We start from the raw sequence: 20596 nt of genomic DNA, 5'->3' as shown, positions 1-20596 counted from the left end.
CGAGGCACCCGGGCCGGGGTCCGCCGTCGTACGGTCCCCCGGCTGGCCGAACGCCTTGACGGTGCGCACGCCCAGCCGCTCCAGCTCGTCCTGCAGCCCGTCGCCGGCCAGCAGTACGGGCACGCCCAGCCGGACGGCCTCGGCGGCGGCCTGTTCGACGGCTGCGGGATCAGCCGGCGGAGCAACGATGGCCAGCGGGCTGGCTTCGAACAGTGCGCGGCTGGCGGCCAGGGCGGCCTCGGCACCCGTTCCGGAGATCAGCTGCGGCCGGACGCCGCCGGACTTCAGCACGACGCGGTCGGTTTCCTGCTGCTGCCCGGACTGGCTGGTCGGCGCTGTGCTCCCGTCCGGGACGGAGCAGCCCGCCAGGAAAAGCGAGCCGGCGGTGCAGGCCGCGGCCAGCAGACGCAGCGGACTCCGAAGCCGGGGGAACCCCGGTCCCCGTCGGGTCTCTGCCATGGCGTCCCCTCTGCGTCCGGTCATAGTGCCAGACTAGGCACGGCCACCGGCGCCGCGGAGCTATTGGCGCAGATTCCGCGTGTCAGCCGAAGATATTGACCGGTTTGACGATGTCCGCGTAGATCAGCAGCGCGCCCATGCCGAGCATGAGGATCGCTACCGCGTAGGTCAGCGGCAGCAGCCGCGCGATGTCCACCGGGCCCGGATCCGGCCGGCGGAAGAGTTTCGCGACGTTGCGGCGCACCGCTTCCCAGAGCGCGCCGGCGATGTGCCCGCCGTCCAGCGGCAGCAGCGGGATCAGGTTGAAGACGAACAGGGCCAGGTTAACCGAGCCCACCAGCCCGATCAGCGAGGCGATGCGCGCGTCCATCGGAATCTCGTCCATCGCCGTGATCTCGCCGGCGATCCGGCCCACGCCGACCACGCTCATCGGCCCGTTCGGGTCCCGCGGGGCGTCGCTGAAGGCGGCCTCGGCCACGTCCGCCAGCCGCTGCGGGAGATTGAGGACGACGCCGGTGATCGCCTGCAGGTTTTCGCCCACCGCGGGCAGTACTTCCGTCACGGGCTGGGGCGTGAGCTCGGTGGTGGAGCCCATGCCGACGAAGCCGGCCTGCTCCATGACCGGGTCCCCGTTGGCGTCGAGCACGGCCTGGTTGTCCGCGCCCAGCACCGGGCGTTCGGTCAGGATCGGGGTGATGGTGGTGCTGATGGTCTCGTTGCCGCGCTCCAGCACGATCGGGGTCTGCTGCCCGGCCGCGTCGCGGATCCAGCGGGTGAGCTCGTACCAGTCGGTGACGGGCTTGCCGTCGAACTCCGTGACGGTGTCGCCGGGCCGGATACCGGCGGCGGTGGCCGGCGCCTCGGGATCGGAGGGCAGGCAGTCCGTCTGGCCCGTCTCGGCCTGCTGGGACGCCGGCACTACGCACTTGCTGACCTGGGCGATGGTGGTGGTCGGCTGGGCCGTGCCGAAGCCGACCATGACGATGCCCAGCAGGACCACGCCGATCACCAGGTTCATGAACGGGCCGCCGAGCATCACGATGACCCGCTTGTAGACCGGCAGCTTGTAGAACAGCCGGTTGTCATCCCCCGGCTGCAGCCGCTCGGCGTCGGCGGTGCGGGCGTCCTCGGCCAGCTGCTGGAACAGCCCCGTACTGGACTTGCGCACCTGGCCGTCGCCGCCCTTCGCCGGCGGATACATGCCGATCATCGAGACATAGCCGCCGGCCGGGATCGCCTTCAGGCCGTACTCGGTTTCCCCCTTCCGCCGGGAAAAGAGGGTCTTGCCGAAGCCCACCATGTACTGCGTGACGCGCACGCCGAACAGCTTGGCGGGAACCAGGTGGCCCACCTCGTGCAGGGCGATGGAGACGGCGATGCCGACGGCGACAAAGAGCACGCCGAGGATGAAAAGAAGTACGGTCACAACATTCCTAAACGTTCCTGGGCGGCATTGCGTGCCCACCGTTCGGCGGCCAGGACCGACTCGACGGTCAGCTCGCCCGAGCCGGTGTGCTGCTCCAGCACGGCGGCGACGGTGTCCACGATCGCCGGGAAGCCGATCCGGCCCTCGTGGAAGGCGTGGACGGCCTCCTCATTGGCCGCGTTGTAGACCGCCATGCCGGTGGCGGAGGAGGCGCTGGCTTCCTTGGCCAGCCGCACCGCGGGAAAGACTTCCTCGTCCAGCGGCTCGAAGGTCCAGCTCGTGGCCTTGGTCCAGTCGCAGGCGGCCGCCGCGCCGGGCACCCGGTCCGGCCAGCCCAGCCCGAGGGCGATCGGCAGCCGCATGTCCGGCGGCGACGCCTGGGCAATCGTGGAGCCGTCCGTGAACTGCACCATCGAATGCACCACGGACTGCGGATGGACCACCACGTCGATCCGTTCCAGCGGCACGTCGAAGAGCAGGTGCGCCTCGATCACTTCGAGGGCCTTGTTGACCATGGTGGCCGAGTTGGTGGTGACCATCCGGCCCATGTCCCAGGTCGGATGCGCCAGGGCCTGCGCCGGCGTGACCCGGTCCAGCTGCCCCCGGGTGTAGCCGCGGAACGGTCCGCCGGACGCGGTCACGATGAGCCGGTCCACCTCCGCCGCGCTGCCGGCCCGCAGGGCCTGGGCCAGCGCCGAATGCTCCGAATCCACCGGCACGATCTGGCCCGGCCGCGCAGCAGCCTTGACAAGCGCGCCGCCGGCGATCAGCGACTCTTTGTTGGCCAGCGCGAGCACGTGCCCGGCCTCCAGCGCGGCCAGCGTCGGGGCCAGCCCAATGGAGCCGGTAATGCCATTGAGTACGACGTCGGCATCCGCCCAGGCGGCGATCCTCGCCGCGGCGTCGGGGCCGGCAAAAAGCTCCGGTGCGTAGCCGCTAAGGCCGGCTTCCGCCGCGCCGCCTTTGACCGCCGTCGACAATTCCTCCACCGTGCCGGAGGCGATGCCGACGGCCTGGGCGCGGGTGTGGACTGCCTGCCGGGCCACGAGGTCCAGCTGTCCGCCGCCGGCCGCGAGGGCGGTCACTTCGAAGCGTTCGGGCGCGGCGTCGACCACGTCGATGGCCTGGGTGCCGATCGATCCCGTCGATCCCAGCAGCACTGCTTTCCGTCGGGTCTGCTGGGCGTTTCCGGGTCTCTGGTCGCGCAACTCCATGGTTTCCAGTATCCCGCACTGCCGGGCCTGCCCGGAACGCGGGCTATGTCACCTCCGCGCGGCGCAGCAGCTGTTCGGCGTGCTTGATCAGCGGCCCGTCCACCATCTTCCCGCGGAAGCTGAAGGCCCCGGGTTCCCTGCGCGCCAGTTCCAGGAGCTCGCGGGCCTCGGCCACGTCGTCCGCCGAGGGCCGGTACGCGTCCCGGATCACGCCGGCCTGGCCGGGATGGATGATCGCCTTGGCTGCGAACCCGGATGCCACCGCGTCCTCGGCTTCCGCCGCCAATCCGGCCAGGTCCGCGATGTCCACGTAGACCGAATCGATCGCCGCCTTGCCATGGGCGCCGGCGGCCAGCAGCACCTGCGAGCGCGCGTGCCTGGCCACGTCCCGGTAGGTCCCGGAGGCGAACCGGCTGGAGGTGCCGCCGAGCGAGGCCACCAGGTCCTCCGCTCCCCACATGAGCGCGCAGACATTCGGGGCCAGGGCGATCTGCGGCGCGGCCAGCACGCCCAGCGCCGTTTCGCACAATGCCACCACGTCGTAGCCCTGCAGTGCCGCCAGGGCGTCCGCGTTCTCCGACTTGGCGACCATGATGGTGGTGTAGCTTGTGTGGCGCAGCGCCGCCAGGTCCATCGCGTGGTCCGGCGTGCCCGGCGGATTGACCCGCACAATGGTCCGCTCCGGGTCGAGCTGCTGCCCGATGACCTCGCGGCGGGCCTGCTCCCGGCTCTGCGGCGCCACCGCGTCCTCCAGGTCCAGGATGACCGCGTCGGCGCGCTCCGCCGCCTTGGCGTAGCGCTCCGGCCGGTCCGCCGGGCAGAACAGCAGGGCCGGTCCCATGGTGAACATCCGCTACGCCTCCCCTGCGTCCGGGGCCTGTTCCCGCTCGTCCTGGGCGTTGCGGTGCCCTTCTTCGGTCCACATCAGGCAGGTCCGGCTGGCCGTGGCCACGATGATGCCGTGCTGGTTCCTGCCGGTGTGCGCCATGGTCACGATTCCCTGCCCGGGACGCGACGACGAGGGCCGCTTGTCCGTCACCACGGTTTCCGTATAGAGCGTGTCGCCGTGGAAGAGCGGATGCGGGAAGGTGACGTCGGTCAGCCCGAGCTGCGCCACGATCGTGCCCTGGGTCAGCTGGGTGACGGACTGACCGACGACGGTGGCCAGCGTGAACATCGAATTGACCAGCCGCTGGCCGAACGGCTGGGCCGCCGACCATGCCGCGTCCAGGTGCAGGGCCTGGCTGTTCATCGTCGCCGTCGTGAACAGGACATTGTCGGTTTCCGTCACCGTGCGGCCGGGGCGGTGCACGTAGGTGGTGCCGACCTCGATCTCGTCGAAGTACAGGCCGCGCTGGACCACGGTCTTGTTCATACGTCGTCCACCTCGTGCTCTTCGATCTTCAGCTCCGCCCCGGTGGCGGCGACCACCTCGTCAACGGAGACGCCGGGCGAGACTTCACGCAGCACCAGCCCGTCCTCGGTCACGTCGATGACGGCCAGGTCGGTGATGATCCGGTCCACGCAGCCGCGGCCGGTAAGCGGCAGCGTGCATTCGGTGAGGATCTTGGGGCTGCCGTTGCGGTCCACGTGCTCCATCATGACGATCAGCCGCTTCGCGCCGAAGACCAGGTCCATGGCGCCGCCCATCCCCTTGACCATCTTGCCGGGGATCATCCAGTTGGCCAGGTCCCCGTTTTCCGCCACCTGCATCGCGCCGAGGACGGCCACGTCCACGTGCGAGCCGCGGACCATGCCGAAGGAGGTGGCCGAGTCGAAGATCGCCGCCCCGCGGTTCAAGGTCACGGTTTCCTTGCCCGCATTGATCAGGTCCGGATCGAGGTTCTCCTCGGTGGGATAGGGTCCGACGCCGAGGATTCCGTTTTCGGAGTGCAGTACCACTTCCACGCCGTCGGGAATGTAGTTCGGAATCAGGGTCGGCATGCCGATGCCCAGGTTCACGTACTGCCCGTTCTTCAGTTCCCTGGCCACCCGGGCGGCCAGCTCGGTGCGGGTCAGCGCCATCTTCAGTTCCCCTCTCCGGCCGGCAGCGGTGCGCTGACGGTGCGCTTCTCGATCCGCTTCTCCACATTGCCGGCGACGACCACGCGCTGGACGAAGATGCCGGGCGTATGGATCTGCTGCGGGTCCAGTTCGCCCGGCTCGACCAGTTCTTCGACCTCGGCGATGGTGACCTTGCCGGCCATGGCGCACAGCGGGTTGAAGTTCATGGCCGTGACATGGAAGACCAGGTTGCCCAGCCGGTCCCCCTTCCACGCGTGCACCAGGCCGAAATCGGGCCGCAGGGATTCCTCGAGCACGTAGTCCACCCCGCCGAAGCTGCGTACCTCTTTAGGTTCCGATGCCACCGCAACATTGCCCTCGGCGTCGTACTTTTGCGGCAAACCGCCCTCGCTGACCTGGGTGCCCACCCCGGCCGCCGTATAGAAGGCCGGAATGCCAGCCCCGCCGGCGCGCAGCTTCTCCGCCAGCGTGCCCTGCGGCGTCAGCACCACCTCCAGCTCGCCGGCCAGGTACTGCCGGGCGAACTCCTTGTTTTCGCCGACGTACGAGCTGATGGTGCGGCGGATCCGGCCGTCCCTGAGCAGCACGCCCAGCCCCCAGTCGTCCACGCCGCAGTTGTTGCTGATGGTTTCCAGGTCCGTGGTGCCGGCATCGTGCAGTGCCTGGATCAGTGCCACGGGGATCCCGCAGAGCCCGAAACCGCCGACCGCCAGCGAGGCGCCGTTGCGGATGTCCGCCACTGCCTCGGCCGCGCTGGCTACCACTTTGTTGATCACTGCCGTCCTCCTCCTTCGGGTCCACGCACTGCGCGGCGCGCTAACTACAAGCCCAGCTGGCGGGCGATGAGCATCAGCTGCACTTCGGTTGTGCCTTCGCCGACCTCCAGGATCTTCGAATCCCGGTAGTGCCGCGCCACCCGGAACTCGTTGATGAACCCGAAGCCGCCGAAGATCTGCGTGGCGTCCCGGGCGTTGTCCATCGCTGCCTCGCCCGCCACCATCTTGGCAATGGCCGACTCGGTTTTGAAGGGCTTGCCGGCCAGCATCCGCGCTGCCGCATCGTAGTAGGCCAGCCGCGCCGTGTGCGCCCGCGCCTGCATCCGCGCGATTTTGAACTGGATGGACTGGTAGTGCCCGATGTTGTGACCGAAGGCCTGCCGCTGCTTGGCGTAGGTGACGGCTTCCTCCACACAGCCCTGCGCGGCACCGGTGGCCAGCGCCGCGATCGCGATCCGCCCCTCGTCCAGGATCTGCAGGAAGTTCGCGTAGCCCCGGCCGCGCTCGCCCAGCAGGTTGGCCTCCGGCACCCGCACGTCGTCCAGGGTCAGCGGATGCGTGTCCGAGGCGTTCCAGCCGACCTTGTTGTAGGCCTTTTCTGCGGTGAAGCCAGGGGTGTCCGTGGGCACCAGGATGGTGGAGATCTCCTTCTTGATGCTGCCATCCGGCCGCTCGGAAGTGCCGGTGACGGCCGTGACCGTCACCAGCCTGCTGATCCTGGTGCCCGAGTTCGTGATGAACTCCTTGCGGCCGTTGATGATCCACTCACCGTCCTGAAGCCGCGCCATGGTCTTCGTGCCGCCGGCGTCCGAACCTGCTTCCGGCTCGGTCAGCCCGAAGCCGGCGAGCGCTTCGCCGGTGGCCAGCATGGGCAGCCACTGCCGGCGCTGCTCCTCGGTGCCGAAGCGGTAGATGGGCATCGCCCCCAGCGAGACGCCGGCTTCCAGTGTGATCGCCACGGACTGATCCACCCGCCCGAGCTGCTCGAGCGCCAGCGCCAGCGCGAAGTAGTCCCCGCCCATCCCGCCGTACTCCTCCGGGAACGGCAGTCCGAACAGGCCGAGCTCGCCCATCTGCTTGACGATTTCGTAGGGGAAGGAGTGCTCCTCGTCGTGCTTGGCGGACGCCGGCGCGACGACTTCGTCGGCGAACTCGCGCACGGTATCCACCAGGTCCTGGTGGTCCTCGGACAGGGCGAAATCAGGCATGGTTGGCTTCCTTCCGTGCTGTTGCCTCCGTTTCCGGGGCGGGATCCGCCGCCCGGATAACGGCGACGACCTGGTCCGCTTTGACCAAGTCACCAATCTTCAGGTGGATGGAGACCTCGCCGGCCACTGCTGCCGCCAGCTGGTGCTCCATCTTCATGGCCTCCACGGTCAGCACGGTCTGGCCGGCCTCCACGAAGTCCCCGTTGGCCACCGCCACGTCGGTCACCGTCCCGGGCATCGGTGAGCGCACCTCCGGCGAGGCGCCGCCCTCGGCGCGTTCGATGCCGGCCAGGCTCTCCTCCAGCTGCCGGCGGCGGGTGCGCACGGCCAACGGCATCGACCACCCGCTGCCACCGGCCCACACCGTGGCCGTGTCCGGGTCCACGGCCAGGCGCAGCGGCAAGGTAGTTCCGTTGACGACGGCGGACTGCGGCCCTGCGTCCAGGCTCACCGCGAGCGCATCCGGGCCAAGGCGCGGTTCCGGCCCGGTCAGGTCCCTGCCGTCGGCGTCCGTTTCGCTCCCGGCGGCAACGTCCGCCTGCCAGCTGCCGTTCGCCGATGCGGTGAGCGCGACCTCGCGCCGGCTCTTGTCCGGCAGGGTGAAGCCGACGGTCAGCGGCGCCGGCACGCCCAGGCGCCAGCCGTCGCGCTGCAGCCACGGCGAGTCCGGCCGCAGCGGTGCACCGGGTGCTCCGGGCTCCGCTGACCGGGGCCGCTGCAGCCAGGCCAGTGCGGCGGCAGCGAGTTCGCCGTCGTCCGGCCGGTGGAACCGCAGCTGGGGCAGTTTGCGTTCGATCAGGGTGGTGTCCAGCCGGCCGGCACCCACATCCTCGTCCTCCAGCAGCAGGCGCAGGTACTCGATGTTGTTGGGCACGCCGAGCAGCACCATCTCCGCGAGCGCCGAGTCCAGCCGGTCCAGCGCCTGCTCACGGTCGGGCCCCAGGCGACGACTTTGGCCAGCATCGGGTCGTAGTCGGAAGAGATCCGCAGCCCGGGCAGCAGCGAGCTGTCCACCCGGATGCCCTCGCCGGCCGGTTCCTGCAGGTCCAGCACGGTACCGGCCGAGGGCAGGAAGTCCTGTTCCGGGCTTTCGGCGTAGATCCGCGCCTCCACGGCGTGGCCCGTGAGTACGACGTCGGACTGGGCCAGGGCAAGCGGCTCCCCTGCCGCGATCCTCAACTGCCATTCGACCAGGTCCTGACCGGTGACCAGCTCGGTCACCGGATGCTCCACCTGCAGCCGGGTGTTCATCTCCATGAAGAAGAACTCGTCCGGGGCTTCGTCGGAAACCAGGAACTCCACGGTGCCGGCGCCGCTGTAGTCCACGCTGCGGGCGGCGTTGCAGGCCGCCTCGCCGATCCGCGCCCGGGTAGCCTCGTCGAGCAGCGGCGACGGGGCTTCCTCGATGACCTTCTGGTGCCGGCGCTGCAGGGAGCACTCCCGTTCGCCCAGATGGATGACGTTGCCGTGGTTGTCCGCCAGGACCTGGACTTCGATATGCCGCGGGCTGGGAATCAGCCGTTCGAGGAAGAGCGTGTCGTCGCCAAAGGAACCGGCGGCAATGCGCCGGGCGGCGGCCAGCGCTGCCGGCAGCTGGCCGGGACCGTCGACGCGGTGCATGCCTTTGCCGCCGCCGCCGGCCGAGGGCTTGATCAGGAGGGGGTAGCCGATGCCCTCGGCGGCTTCGATGAGCGCCGCGTCCGGCAGGCCGGGCTCGGCCAGGCCCGGAACCACCGGCACCTGGTAGCCGGCCACGTGGTTCTTGGCCCGGATCTTGTCCCCCATGATGCCGATGGCCTTCACGTTCGGCCCGATGAAGGTAATGCCCGCGGCCTCGAGTGCCTCGGCGAAGGCCAGGCTCTCGCTGAGGAACCCGTAGCCCGGGTGCACGGCCTCGGCACCGGTGGCCCGGCAAGCGGCGATGATGGCGTTGATGTTGAGGTAGCTCGCCGCCGGAGCCGCCGGCCCCAGCCGGACGGCACGGTCCGCTTCGCGCACGTGGCGCGCTCCGGCGTCGGCATCGGAATACACCGCAACCGTCGCGATGCCCAGCAGGCGGCAGGTACGGATGACCCGGCAGGCAATTTCACCACGGTTGGCGACCAGGACGGTCCGGAAAGGCACAGACGGCATCTTGGCTCACATCCTGAACAGGCCGAACGAGGTATCCGGCAACGGACTGTTGGCACACACATCGAGGGCCAGGCCGAGGACCCGGCGGGTGTCGGCCGGATCGATGATGCCGTCGTCCCACAGCCGTGCCGTGGAATAGTACGGATTGCCCTGGTCCTCGTACTGCTGGCGGATCGGCGCCTTGAATGCCTCCTCCTCCGCCGCTTCCCAGGTGCCGCCGCGGCCCTCGAGCTGGTCCCGCTTGACCGTGGCCAGCACGGAGGAAGCCTGGTTCCCGCCCATCACCGAGATCCGCGCCGCCGGCCACATCCATAAAAAGCGCGGCGAGTAGGCCCGCCCGCACATCGAGTAGTTGCCCGCGCCGAAGGACCCGCCGATGATCACCGTCAGCTTGGGCACCCGGGCGGTGGCCACCGCGGTGACCATCTTGGCGCCGTGCTTGGCGATGCCGCCGGCCTCGTAGTCCCGGCCCACCATGAAGCCGGAGAGGTTCTGCAGGAAGACCAGCGGGATGCCGCGCTGGTCGCACAGTTCGATGAAGTGGGCGCCCTTCAGCGCGGATTCGCTGAAGAGCACACCGTTGTTCGCGACGATGCCGACCTGATGGCCGTGCAGGCGGGCAAAGCCGGTCACCAGCGTCGCACCGTACTCCCGCTTGAACTCGTGGAACCGGGACCCGTCCACCAGCCGGGCGATGACCTCGCGGACGTCGTAGGCGGCGTTGACGTCCACCGGGACCGCCCCGTAGAGCTCCTCCGGCCCCGCCAGCGGAGGCTCCGTTGCGGCAATCTCCCACGCCGCGGACGGGGCCGGCAGCGTGGCGACGATGTCCCGGACCAGCGCCAGCGCATGCTCGTCGTTCTCGGCCAGGTGGTCGGTCACGCCGGAAACCCGCGCATGCAGGTCTCCGCCGCCGAGCTCCTCCGCCGTGACCACCTCGCCGATGGCGGCCTTCACCAGCGGCGGGCCGCCCAGGAAGATGGTGCCCTGGTTGCGCACGATGACGGTCTCGTCGCTCATGGCCGGCACGTAGGCCCCGCCTGCCGTGCAGGATCCCAGCACGGCGGCGATCTGCGGGACCTTCTGCGCCGAGAGGTTGGCCTGGTTGTAGAAGATCCGGCCGAAGTGCTCGCGGTCCGGGAACACCTCGTCCTGCTTGGGCAGGAAAGCGCCGCCGGAATCCACTAGGTAGATGCACGGCAGCCGGTTCTCCAGCGCCACCTCCTGGGCGCGCAGGTGCTTCTTCACCGTCATCGGATAGTAGGTGCCGCCCTTGACCGTCGCGTCGTTGCAGACCACGAGGACCGGCCGGCCGTGGATGAGGCCGATCCCTGTAATGATCCCGGCACCGGGGGAATCGCCGTCGTACATTCCCTCCGCAGCCAGCGGGGCCAGCTCCAGGAACGGGCTTCCCTCGTCCAGCAGGCGGTCCACCCGCTCGCGCGGCAGCAGCTTGCCGCGGGCCACATGCCGTCGCCGGGACTCCGCCGGGCCGCCCAGCGCCACCGCGGCCAGGCGCTTGTGCAGTTCAGCCGCGAGGGACCGCTGCGCGGCGTCGTTCTCGAGGTACTCCGGGCTGGTAGTGTCCACCCGGGAAGCCAGAGTCTGCATCGACGTCTTTCTGCCGCTGGCCGGGTTTCCGCCCTGTCCAGGCTGGCCTTCCCCGGCCGTTTTGGTTAGTCTGGATTAACTGAAATTCAGCGTAATGTCAGTCACACCAAAAGTCCAGCAGCAGCTCCCGGGAGGAACCGCCGTGTCCGTCAATGCCGCTGCCGATGCCGAACGGACTACTGGCCGCAGCCAGGCCAAGGCCTCCCGCCGCGCGGCACTGCTCGCCGCCGCTGCCCGGCTCTTCGCCGAGCGCGGCTTCAACGGCGTCTCCATCGAGGATCTCGGCGCCGCGGCCGGCGTCAGCGGGCCGGCCGTCTACCGGCATTTCAGCAGCAAGCACGCAGTGCTCTCCGCCCTGCTCACCGGTGTCAGCCAGGACCTGCTGGAGGGCGGGCAGGCCGTCGTCGACAACTCCCCCGATCCGCAGGACGCCCTGCGCGGGCTGATCGAATTCCACGTGGATTTCGCGCTCAGCAACCCCGAGGTCATCCGCGTGCACGACCGGGACCTGGACAGCCTGCCGGAAGAGGAATCCACGCACGTGCGGGACCTGCAGCGCCAGTACGTCGAGGTCTGGGTCGCCGTGCTGTCGCAGGTGCTTCCGGGCCAGGACACTCCGAAGCTGCGCATGCGCGCCCATGCCGCCTTCGGGCTGATCAATTCGACCCCGCATTCACTGCACCGCGGCAAACGTCCGCGCGAGCGGGGCTGGCGGCGCAATCTGCTGGAACAAATGGCATGGGCCGCCCTGAAAGCCGAGTAGTCTGTTGAGACCACCTAGACCCGAAAGGTTCCAACATGATTGAGCTGCGACCCGTGGAGCCGGCGGACCTGGACAAGTTCTTCGAGTACCAGCAGGACCCGGACGCCAACCACATGGCCGCCTTCTCCGCCAAGGACCCCTCCGACCGGGGCGTCTTCGACCACCACTGGCAGAACATCCTCAACGATGAGGAAATCACGGTGCGCACCGTCACCGCCGACGGCGAAGTCGTGGGCAGCGTCCTGGCCTACCCCTCCGAGGGCTATCCGGAGCTGAGCTTCTGGACCGCCAAGTCGCACTGGGGCCGCGGGATCACCACCGCCGCCGTCGAGAAGTTCCTGGCTGAATACCCGGCACGCCCGATCCGCGCCCGGGCGGTCAAGGACAACCTGGGCTCCATCAAAGTGCTGGAAAAGGCCGGGTTCAAGCCGGTCGGCGAGTCCAAGGGCTTTGCCAATGCCCGAGCCGCCGTAGTGACCGAAGAGATCCTCGAACTGCTCTGATCACACCATCGTCAGCACGACGGCGGGATCGCTGAGGATCGCACCGACGTCGGCCAGGAACAGTCCGGCCTGCTCCCCGTCCACCTGCCGGTGGTCGAAGGAAAGGCTCAGCGTGACAACTTGCCTCAGCTCGATCCCGCCGCGGTATTCCCACGGCTGCCGGCGAACCGCCCCGATGCCCAGAATTGCCGCCTCGCCCGGATTGAGGATGGGTGTGCCGGCATCGATGCCGAACACGCCGATGTTCGTGATGGAGATGGTCCCGCCGGACAGTTCTGCCGGCGCGGTCTTGCCCTCCCGCGCCCGCTGTGCCAGCTCCGCCAGCGCCGCTGCCAGCCCGGCGAAGTCCAGCGCCTGGGCGTCCTTGATGTTCGGCACGAGCAGGCCGCGCGGGGTCGCGGCGGCGATGCCGAGGTTCACGTAGTTCTGCTGGACAATCTCCTGGCGCTGCTCGTCCCACCGCGAATTCAGGACCGGATGCCGGTCCAGCGCGAGGCACAGGGCCTTCGCAGCCAATGTCAGCGGCGTGAGCTTGGTTGTTGCGAAGGCGCGCCGCTCCCGCAGCCGGTCCAGCAGTTCCATCCCCGCGGTGGCGTCGACGGTCAGGAAGGACGTGGCGTGCGGCGCGGTGAACGCGCTGGCAACCATGGCGGCCGCGGTCTGCTTGCGCACTCCCCTGATCGGCACCCGGCTTTCCCGCTCAGCCGCCCCGCCCAGCCAGCGCCCGCCTGCTGCCGCCGCAGGAACCTGAGGAGCGGCCCCGGGGCCGCCGGCGGCCTGGAAGTCCTCCACATCGGCCCGCGTGATGAGCCCGCCGTCGCCGCTGCCATGAACCAGGGCGAGGTCGATCCCGAGGTCCTTGGCCAGCTTGCGCACCGGCGGCGTCGAACGCGGGCGCTCCTTCACTCCCGCCCTGGCGCCCGCTCCATTCCCCTCGGCCCCTGCCCGAGCGCCGGCGCTGTTCCGTTCGGCGCGGCTTCGGCGGTGGCCGGCGCCTGCGCGGTGCCGAAACTACGACGGCGGCGCACCGGCCGGGACGTACCTTCGGCTTGGGCGCCGTACCCGACGAGGACCGCTTCACGGGCCGGCCTGCCGGCCCGGGCTTCGGCCCCGCCGGAAGGGGCAGGTCGCTGCATGCCCTCCGCGCCAGCAGGCGCTGCGGTTGCGCTCCCGCCCGTTCCCGGCTCCTCGGGGCCGCCGTCGCCGGGAACCTCGAAGGAGACAATCGGTTCGCCCACGTTCACCGTTGTCCCCGGCGCTTCATGCAGCGTTGTGACCACGCCGGCGAAGGGGGATGGCAGTTCCACCACAGCCTTGGCCGTTTCGACTTCGCCGAGGACCTGGTTCAGTTCGACCGTGTCGCCTTCAGCCACATGCCAGCGCAGGATTTCCGATTCGGTCAGGCCCTCGCCGAGGTCCGGCAGCTTGAATACCCGTACCGCCATCAGTTCCCCTCCTGCCCGCTGAGCGAATTGGGCCGGCCCATCACCCGGTCCACGCCGTCGAGGATCCGGTCGAGGTCGGGCAGGTGGTGGTGCTCCATCTTGGCGGGCGGGTAGGGAATATCGAAGCCGGCAATCCGTTCCGGTGCGTGCTCCAGGTAGTAGAAGCAGCGCTGGGTGATCGATGCCGCCAATTCCGCCCCGAGGCCGCCGGTCCGGGAAGCTTCATGGGCCACCACCAGCCGGCCGGTCTTGCGGACGGATGCCTCCACCGTGGCGAAGTCGATGGGTGACAGCGAGCGCAGGTCGATCACCTCGAGCGAAATGCCGTCGTCGCGGGCAGCCATGGCGGCTTCGCGGGCCACCTGGACCAGCGCCCCGTAAGTGACCAGCGTGGCGTCGTCGCCGGCGATCTCCACCCGGGCCTGCTCCATCGGATAGCTGTCCAGCCCGGCGTCCTCGTCCACCTCGCCCTTGCTGTGGTAGCGGCGCTTGGGCTCGAAGAAGAGCACCGGGTCATCGCAGGCGATCGCCTGTTGGATCATCAGGAATGCGTCCTGCGGGTTCGACGCTGAAACCACGCGCAGGCCGGAGGTGTGCAGAAAATATGCCTCCGGTGATTCCGAATGATGCTCTGCTGCTCCGATTCCGCCGCCGAACGGAACCCGGATGGTCAGCGGCATCTTGACCCTCCCCTGGGTGCGGTAATGGAGTTTGGCCACCTGGCTCACTATCTGGTTGAAGGCCGGATAAATGAACCCGTCAAACTGGATTTCGCACACCGGGCGGTACCCGCGGTAGGCCATACCAACGGCCGTACCCAGAATTGCGGATTCCGCCAGCGGGGCATCGATGACCCGGTGGCCACCGAAGTCTTTCTGCAGCTCATCCGTGATCCGGAAGACGCCGCCTAACGTACCGATGTCCTCGCCGATGAGGACCACCCGTGAATCATGTTCCAGCGCCCGGCGCAGGCCGGAGTTGATGGCCCGCCCGAAAGTCATGGTGTTCATGCTGTGCCTCCCGGTGCCGCCGCCAAGGAGGCCAGGTAGCGCCGGTACTCCTCCTTCTGCTCCGCCAGGACCGTGTGCGGCGTGGCGTAGACGTTGTCAAAGACGTCCAGCTCGCCCGGTTCCGGCATGGTGACGCAGGCTTCACGCAGCTCGGCTGCCGCGCGGTCCGCCGTGTCCTTGGCCTGGCTGGCGAACTCCTCGTCCAGCAGCCCTTCGGCCTTCAGCAGCCGGGCGAGCCGGTCGATCGGATCCCGGCTCTTCCAGTCCTCGAGCTCATTGGGGTCCCGGTAGCGGGACGGATCATCCGCCGTCGTATGCGGACCCATCCGGTAGGTGACCGCCTCGATGAAGGAAGGACCTCCGCCGCCGCGCGCCCGGTCGAGCGCCTGGCGCGTTACGGCCAGGCTCGCCAGCACGTCGTTTCCGTCGACGCGCACACTCGGGATGCCGAAGCCGGGGGCCCGATCGGCGATGTCCCGCTGCGCCTGCAGCCGCACCGGTTCCGAGATGGCCCACTGGTTGTTCTGGCAGAAGAACACGACCGGCGCCTGGAAGCTGGCGGCGAACACCATCGCCTCGTTGGCATCCCCTTGGCTGGTGGCCCCGTCGCCGAAATACGCCACCGCAACCGCATCTGCGCCGTCGAACTTCGTGGCCATGGCATAGCCGGTGGCATGCAGCGTCTGCGCCCCGATGATGACCTGCGGCGTCGCCATGTTGACGGCGTACGGGTCCCAGCCGGACGGGGCGTTGCCGCGCCAAACCCGGAGCAGGTCCGCGTACCCGACGCCGCGGCAATAGGCCACGCCGTTCTCGCGGTAGCTGGAAAAGACGAAGTCATCCTGGCGGAGGGCACGGCCGGACCCGATCTGCGCCGCTTCCTGGCCCAGCAGGGGCGGCCACAGCGCCAGTTCGCCCTGCCGCTGGAGTGCCGTGGCCTCCTGGTCGATCCGGCGCACCACCACCATGTCTTCGTACAGCCCGCGCAGCGCGGCGCCGTCGATATCCCCGAGCCACTCCGTGTAGCCGGACCCGTCCGTCCTGGTGCCGTCCGGCCGCAGCAGCTGGACGAGGTTTTCGTCCGGAACCGGGCCCCTGCCATGTAAGGACACTCTGCACGCGCTCCTTTGCTCGTGGTCGTCACCGGCCGGTCTTCTTGTGGATGTCCGGCGCGAAGTCAGGACCTTCCGACGCCATTGGCGGAAGGTAGTTGTGACGATACTCACAACAGGCATGAAGCGCAATCTCCGGCGCCATGATTGCGCATAATGCTCTGTCCGCATGGATTTGATCGTGCTAACGTTGCGCACTATGCAGCCCTTGGACGGCACCGACATCCGGTTGCTGGAGGCCCTGTCACGGGACGCGCGCAGCACCGTCGTTGCCCTCGCCCAGCAGCTGGCCCTGTCGCGCAACACCGTGCAGGCCAGGCTGGCCCAGCTCGAGGCGAAGGGCGTCTTCCTGACCTTCGAACGCAGGATCAGCCCCGCGGCGCTGGGCTATCCGCTCACGGCATTCATCCATATCCACGTGCAGCAGCGCAAGCTGCAGCAGATTACCGCCGAGCTCGCCCAGATCCCCGAACTGCTGGAAGCCTTCGGAGTCACCGGCACCGCGGACATCCTCGCCCAGGTCGTTTCGCGCAGTGCCGAGGATCTGTTCCGGATCAACAGCCAGGTGCTCGCGATCGACGGCGTCGAGCGGACCGACACCTCCCTGGCCATGCACGAGCTGGTGCCCTTCCGCGTGGGCCCGTTGCTCAAAAGGGCAGACGGCCCTTCCTGAGGGCGTGCCCGGCGGGGGCAGGTCCAGCCCGGGCGGACACTGCTCCGGAGGTGCTCGCGCAGGACGCGGACGGGCGGGCCCGGAATGCTCCGGACCCGCCCTGGGTTTGCCGCGCCACCGCTGGAAGGGCGGCCAGCGGTGATTAGTGGTCGACCGCCTTTTCCGCGCCCACGCCGGTCAGCGACCGGACTTCCATCTCCGCCTGCTTGGACGGATCCTCCACGCTCTTGTCGAGCACGGTGCCGAGCCAGCCGAGGAAGAAGGCCAGCGGGATCGAGATGATGCCCGGGTTCTTCAGCGGGAACCACGCGAAGTCGGCCCCCGGGATCATGGCCGTCTCGGCGCCGGAGACCACCGGCGAGAACGCAATCAGGATGATCGCCGCGGCCAGGCCGCCGTACATCGACCAGATCGCGCCCTGCGTAGAGAACTTCTTCCAGAAGAGCGAGTAGATGATGGTCGGCAGGTTGGCCGAGGCGGCGACCGCGAAGGCCAGTGCCACTAGGAAGGCCACGTTCTGCCCCTGGGCGCCGATGCCGCCGGCGATGGACAGCACGCCGATCACCAGCACGGTCCGGCGGGCGACCTTGACCTCGCCCTGGGAGTCGACCTGGCCCTTGCGCACCACGTTGGCGTAGATGTCGTGGGCGAAGGACGCCGCAGCGGTGATGGTCAGGCCGGCAACAACCGCCAGGATCGTGGCGAATGCGACGGCGGAAATCACCCCGAGCAGCAGCGGTCCACCCAGGTGGAAGGCCAGCAGCGGAGCCGCGGAGTTCACGCCGCCGGGGGCCGCCTCGATGGCCTCCGGGCCGATCAGGGCACCGGCGCCGTAACCGAGCACCAGGGTGAAGAGGTAGAACGCTCCGATGAGCCAGATCGCCCAGACCACCGAGCGGCGGGCTTCCTTCGCCGTCGGAACGGTGTAGAAGCGCATCAGCACGTGCGGCAGGGCCGCGGTGCCGAGCACGAGCGCCAGGGCCAGCGAGATGAAGTCGAACTTGGAGGTTTCGCTCACGCCGTACTGCAGGCCCGGATTCAGGAGCTCCGGGTTGCCGGCGGTCGCCGCGGCGTCGCCCAGCAGGGCCGACAGGTTGAACCCGTACAGCGCCAGTACCCAGATGGTCATGATGAAGGCGCCGGCGATCAGGAGGCAGGCCTTGATGATCTGCACCCAGGTGGTGCCCTTCATGCCGCCGACCAGGACGTAGAGGATCATCAGCGCGCCGACCACGGTGATGACGATGGACTGCCCCAACCGGTCATCGATGCCGAGCAGCAGGGAGACAAGCGCGCCGGCGCCGGCCATCTGGGCCAGCAGGTAGAAGAAGCAGACGGCCAGCGTCGTCGTCGCCGCCGCGATGCGCACGGGACGCTGCTTCAGGCGGAAGGACAGCACATCCGCCATGGTGAACTTGCCGGTGTTGCGCAGCAGTTCGGCCACCAGCAGCAGGGCCACCAGCCACGCGACCAGGAAGCCGATGGAGTACAGGAAGCCGTCGTACCCGTTGATCGCGATCGCGCCGCAAATGCCAAGGAAGGATGCGGCGGAGAGGTAGTCGCCCGCGATCGCCGTGCCGTTCTGGGACCCGGTGAAGGAGCGGCCGGCGGCGTAGTAGTCCGCCGCGGTCTTGTTGTTCCGGCTGGCCCGGAGCACGATCACCATGGTGACGGCGACGAACAAGCCGAAGATGGTCATGTTCAGCCACGGCTCGCCAACCTGGGTGGGCTCCTGCGTGACGGTGGTGAAGGGAAGCATCAGTGGGTCTCTCCTGCCTGCGGCCGGTCAGCGGATTCGAGGTCCTGGCGGATTCCGCTGGCAATCGGATCCAGCTTCTTGTTGGCGTAGCTGACGTACCACATGGTGATCGCGAAGGTGCTCACGAACTGCAGCAGGCCCAGGACCAGGCCGACGTTGATGTTGCCGAGGACCTTGATCGACATGAAGCCGTGGGCATAGTCGGCCAGCAGCACATACAGGAAGTACCAAATCAGGAATGCTGCGGCCATCGGGAAAACGAAACTGCGGTGGCGGCGCTTCAGCTCAGTGAACTCGGGCCGCTGCTGGACTTCCTGGAAGTCCACGGTGGCCGTCGGATCGGCCTCCGGGCTGGGTTGCTGTCCCATGTCTGCCTCCTTGTGAGGGTTTGTGACTGCGATCACTCTGCCCGGTTTGCGACGCCGTTGTCCCGCTCTGGAGCCGGGTGATCGCTGAACGGCCGCTGGACTGCGCCGAGTGGCAGCCGCAGGCGCCGAACTGCAACTAGGGTGGTTGCATGTTCAGCACGGCAATCGACATCGCCCTGATCGCCGCGATTGCCGTCATCACAGTGGCCGTAGTCGCGCTGGTCGGCTTCAAGCTCAGCCGCTCCAGCCGGGAGCTCGGCTCGGAGGCCGAGCTGGCCACGTACAACACGCTGCATACGGCCGGGCTGGCCGGATCCCATTTACGCAATGGACTCACCCCGGACGGAGCAGCGAAAGCCGCCGGCCACCTGCGCGGGATGCTCGACAGCAGCCGGCTCGTGATCACGGACGAAACGGCCGTCCTCGCCTGGGATCCGGACGGCCCCGGCCACGATGAGGAGGCAATGGAGCTGGCGCGGAAAGTGCTCGCCTCCGGCCGCACCCAGGTCTACCGGCGGCCGGGCGGTGCCCCCGCCGACGTCCCGCCCGAAGAGCTCCCGGCCGAAGCCGTCTTCTCCCCCATCAGGGTCCAGGAGCGGGTTGTCGGCACCATCGGCGCCTACAGCGTCCAGGTCCGCCCGTCGTTGGTCCGGGCGGCCAACGAGGTGGCGGCCTGGGTGGCCACCCAGATCGAGCTGGCGGAACTGGATGCCTCCCGCACGCTGCTGATGGAGGCGGAAGTGCGCGCGCTGCGGGCGCAGATCAGCCCGCACTTCATCTACAACTCGCTCAATGCCATCGCGTCGTACATCCTCACCGACCCGGTCCGCGCCCGCGAGCTCGTGATCGAATTTGCCGACTTCACGCGCTACTCATTCCGCCGCCACGGCGACTTCACCACGGTGGCGGAGGAGCTCAAGTCGATCGACCGCTACCTGCTGCTTGAGCGGGCACGCTTCGGCGACCGGCTCAAGGTCAGCCTGCAGATCGGCCCGGAAGTGCTCAGCACGGTCATTCCCTTCCTCTCGCTGCAGCCGCTGGTCGAAAACGCCGTCCGCCACGGCCTGGAAGCCAAGGAGGGGCCGGGCCACATCACCATTACCGCGCGCGACGACGGCGAGTTCGCGGTCCTGGGGATTGAGGACGACGGCGTGGGGATGGATCCCGAAAAACTGCGGCAAATGCTCGCCGGGCACACGCCCGGGGACCATGTGGGGCTGCGCAACGTGGATTCCCGGCTGCGCCAGGTCTACGGCGACGACCACGGCCTCGTGATCGAGACGGCACCGGGAGCCGGCACGCTGATCACTATGCGGATTCCGAAATTCCAGCCGGACCACGAGGTGTAATCAGCCGGACCCCTTGTTTCCGCCCCGCTGCCTGTGACTAAGTAGACTGTCGGTTATGGTCAACGTTGTCATCGCCGACGATGAAGTCCCCGCCGTCGAAGCGCTCGCCTACCTGCTCGAGCGGGACTCCCGGATTGGCCGGATCCACAAAGCCACCAGTGGTGCGGAAGCCCTCAGGGCGCTGGAGCACCATGACGTTGACGCGATGTTCCTGGACATCCACATGCCGGCCCTGACCGGTCTCGACATCGCACGGGTGATATCGCGCTTCAGCCGGCCTCCCGCCGTCGTTTTTGTCACCGCGGACGAAGACCAGGCGCTGGAGGCCTTCAACCTGGCCGCCGTCGATTACCTGCTCAAGCCGGTGCGTGCCGAACGCCTCGCCGAATCCGTCCGGCGGATCTGCGAGCTGATCGAGGACAGCACCGCCAAGCCCGAAGTGATCACCGTGGACCAGGGCGGCGTGACCAAGATGATCCGGCGCGACGAGATCAAGTTCGTGCAGGCACAGGGCGACTACGCCCGGCTGCACACCGCCGAGGGCAGCTACCTCATCCGCGTTCCGCTCAACGACCTGGAACGGCAGTGGGCGGACGCCGGCTACCTGCGCATCCACCGCTCCTACCTGGTCTCCGTCCAGGCGATCCAGCAGATGCGGACGACGGCCGGGCGCGCCAGCGTGCTGGTGGACGGCGCAGAACTGCCGGTCAGCCGCCGGAGCCTGCCGGCGGTCCGCGACCGGCTGGAAGCCAACCGCGTCAG

At 68.6% G+C, this 20596-nt stretch carries 17 protein-coding genes and 3 pseudogenes; 5 read left to right on the top strand and 15 right to left on the bottom strand.

Translation table 11 applies throughout. The annotated features are described in order from the left end of the window. From D477_RS17910 to D477_RS17865, 10 genes and pseudogenes are all read right to left on the bottom strand, one after another. Positions 1-459 (bottom strand): annotated as a pseudogene (locus D477_RS17910) (hypothetical protein); the annotation flags it as partial. An 82-nt stretch (positions 460-541) separates the two neighbouring features. Further along, on the bottom strand, positions 542-1885 hold the full coding sequence (locus tag D477_RS17905) for a M50 family metallopeptidase (RefSeq protein WP_005272957.1): 1344 nt from the start codon (positions 1883-1885) through the stop codon (positions 542-544). Beyond that, complete coding sequence (gene dxr / locus D477_RS17900; RefSeq protein WP_052510845.1) at positions 1882-3099, bottom strand: 1-deoxy-D-xylulose-5-phosphate reductoisomerase; 1218 nt, start codon at positions 3097-3099, stop codon at positions 1882-1884. Before dxr ends, D477_RS17905 begins: the two co-directional genes overlap by 4 nt. 43 nt (positions 3100-3142) lie before the next feature. Beyond that, positions 3143-3949, bottom strand: a complete 807-nt coding sequence (locus tag D477_RS17895) for an HpcH/HpaI aldolase/citrate lyase family protein (protein WP_005272953.1) — start codon at positions 3947-3949, stop codon at positions 3143-3145. A 3-nt stretch (positions 3950-3952) separates the two neighbouring features. Beyond that, a complete protein-coding gene (locus D477_RS17890) occupies positions 3953-4474 on the bottom strand; it encodes a MaoC family dehydratase (protein ID WP_005272951.1) in 522 nt (173 codons plus the stop codon). Continuing rightward, entirely contained in the window at positions 4471-5124 is a 654-nt protein-coding gene (locus D477_RS17885) for a CoA transferase subunit B (RefSeq protein WP_005272948.1), read from the bottom strand. Before D477_RS17885 ends, D477_RS17890 begins: the two co-directional genes overlap by 4 nt. Before the next feature lie 2 nt (positions 5125-5126). Then, on the bottom strand, positions 5127-5900 hold the full coding sequence (locus D477_RS17880) for a CoA transferase subunit A (RefSeq protein ID WP_005272947.1): 774 nt from the start codon (positions 5898-5900) through the stop codon (positions 5127-5129). 44 nt (positions 5901-5944) lie between these two features. Then, positions 5945-7108 carry an acyl-CoA dehydrogenase family protein gene (locus tag D477_RS17875; RefSeq protein ID WP_005272942.1) on the bottom strand — a complete coding sequence of 388 codons (1164 nt, stop codon included), beginning with the start codon at positions 7106-7108 and terminating at the stop codon, positions 5945-5947. Next, a pseudogene (locus D477_RS17870) lies at positions 7101-9241 on the bottom strand (acetyl/propionyl/methylcrotonyl-CoA carboxylase subunit alpha). Before D477_RS17870 ends, D477_RS17875 begins: the two are co-directional and overlap by 8 nt. A gap of 6 nt (positions 9242-9247) precedes the next feature. After that, complete coding sequence (locus D477_RS17865) at positions 9248-10852, bottom strand: carboxyl transferase domain-containing protein (protein ID WP_005272940.1); 1605 nt, start codon at positions 10850-10852, stop codon at positions 9248-9250. Positions 10853-10946: 94 nt separating this feature from the next. Here D477_RS17865 and D477_RS17860 point away from each other — a divergent pair, with 94 nt between their 5' ends. After that, complete coding sequence (locus tag D477_RS17860) at positions 10947-11615, top strand: SACE_7040 family transcriptional regulator (RefSeq protein WP_052510844.1); 669 nt, start codon at positions 10947-10949, stop codon at positions 11613-11615. Between the two features lie 35 nt (positions 11616-11650). Further along, on the top strand, positions 11651-12118 hold the full coding sequence (locus D477_RS17855; protein WP_005272935.1) for a GNAT family N-acetyltransferase: 468 nt from the start codon (positions 11651-11653) through the stop codon (positions 12116-12118). Here D477_RS17855 and D477_RS17850 read toward each other — a convergent pair. The 3 genes and pseudogenes from D477_RS17850 to pdhA all read right to left on the bottom strand — a co-directional run bounded on the left by D477_RS17850 (position 12119) and on the right by pdhA (position 15685). Next, positions 12119-13563: pseudogene (locus D477_RS17850) on the bottom strand (dihydrolipoamide acetyltransferase family protein). Then, on the bottom strand, positions 13563-14573 hold the full coding sequence (locus D477_RS17845; protein ID WP_005272929.1) for an alpha-ketoacid dehydrogenase subunit beta: 1011 nt from the start codon (positions 14571-14573) through the stop codon (positions 13563-13565). Before D477_RS17845 ends, D477_RS17850 begins: the two are co-directional and overlap by 1 nt. Then, positions 14570-15685, bottom strand: coding sequence for a pyruvate dehydrogenase (acetyl-transferring) E1 component subunit alpha (gene pdhA, locus D477_RS17840; protein ID WP_005272924.1), 1116 nt, complete (start codon positions 15683-15685; stop codon positions 14570-14572). The genes D477_RS17845 and pdhA overlap by 4 nt, the downstream gene beginning before the upstream one ends. 199 nt (positions 15686-15884) lie before the next feature. Between pdhA and D477_RS17835 the strand changes: the two genes are divergently transcribed. Then, complete coding sequence (locus tag D477_RS17835) at positions 15885-16358, top strand: Lrp/AsnC family transcriptional regulator (protein ID WP_043847592.1); 474 nt, start codon at positions 15885-15887, stop codon at positions 16356-16358. 142 nt (positions 16359-16500) lie between these two features. Here the strand turns inward: D477_RS17835 and D477_RS17830 are convergent, their stop codons facing one another. Further along, a complete protein-coding gene (locus D477_RS17830) occupies positions 16501-18117 on the bottom strand; it encodes a solute symporter family protein (protein ID WP_005272918.1) in 1617 nt (538 codons plus the stop codon). Beyond that, the gene (locus D477_RS17825) at positions 18117-18485 is read right to left on the bottom strand and encodes a DUF485 domain-containing protein (protein ID WP_005272916.1); all 369 of its coding nucleotides are present in this window, start codon (positions 18483-18485) and stop codon (positions 18117-18119) included. The genes D477_RS17830 and D477_RS17825 overlap by 1 nt, the downstream gene beginning before the upstream one ends. Before the next feature lie 149 nt (positions 18486-18634). Here D477_RS17825 and D477_RS17820 point away from each other — a divergent pair, with 149 nt between their 5' ends. Beyond that, positions 18635-19834, top strand: coding sequence for a histidine kinase (locus D477_RS17820; RefSeq protein WP_005272912.1), 1200 nt, complete (start codon positions 18635-18637; stop codon positions 19832-19834). Positions 19835-19889: 55 nt separating this feature from the next. Beyond that, the coding region (locus tag D477_RS17815; RefSeq protein WP_005272909.1) for a LytR/AlgR family response regulator transcription factor at positions 19890-20596 on the top strand (707 nt) is incomplete at its 3' end.

Origin of the sequence: Arthrobacter crystallopoietes BAB-32 (assembly GCF_000328305.2) — a bacterium.
In the GTDB taxonomy this organism is placed as follows: Bacteria; Actinomycetota; Actinomycetes; order Actinomycetales; family Micrococcaceae; genus Crystallibacter; species Crystallibacter crystallopoietes_A.
Note: the sequence above shows the minus strand (reverse complement) of the source record. Positions and strands in the feature narration are given on the sequence as shown.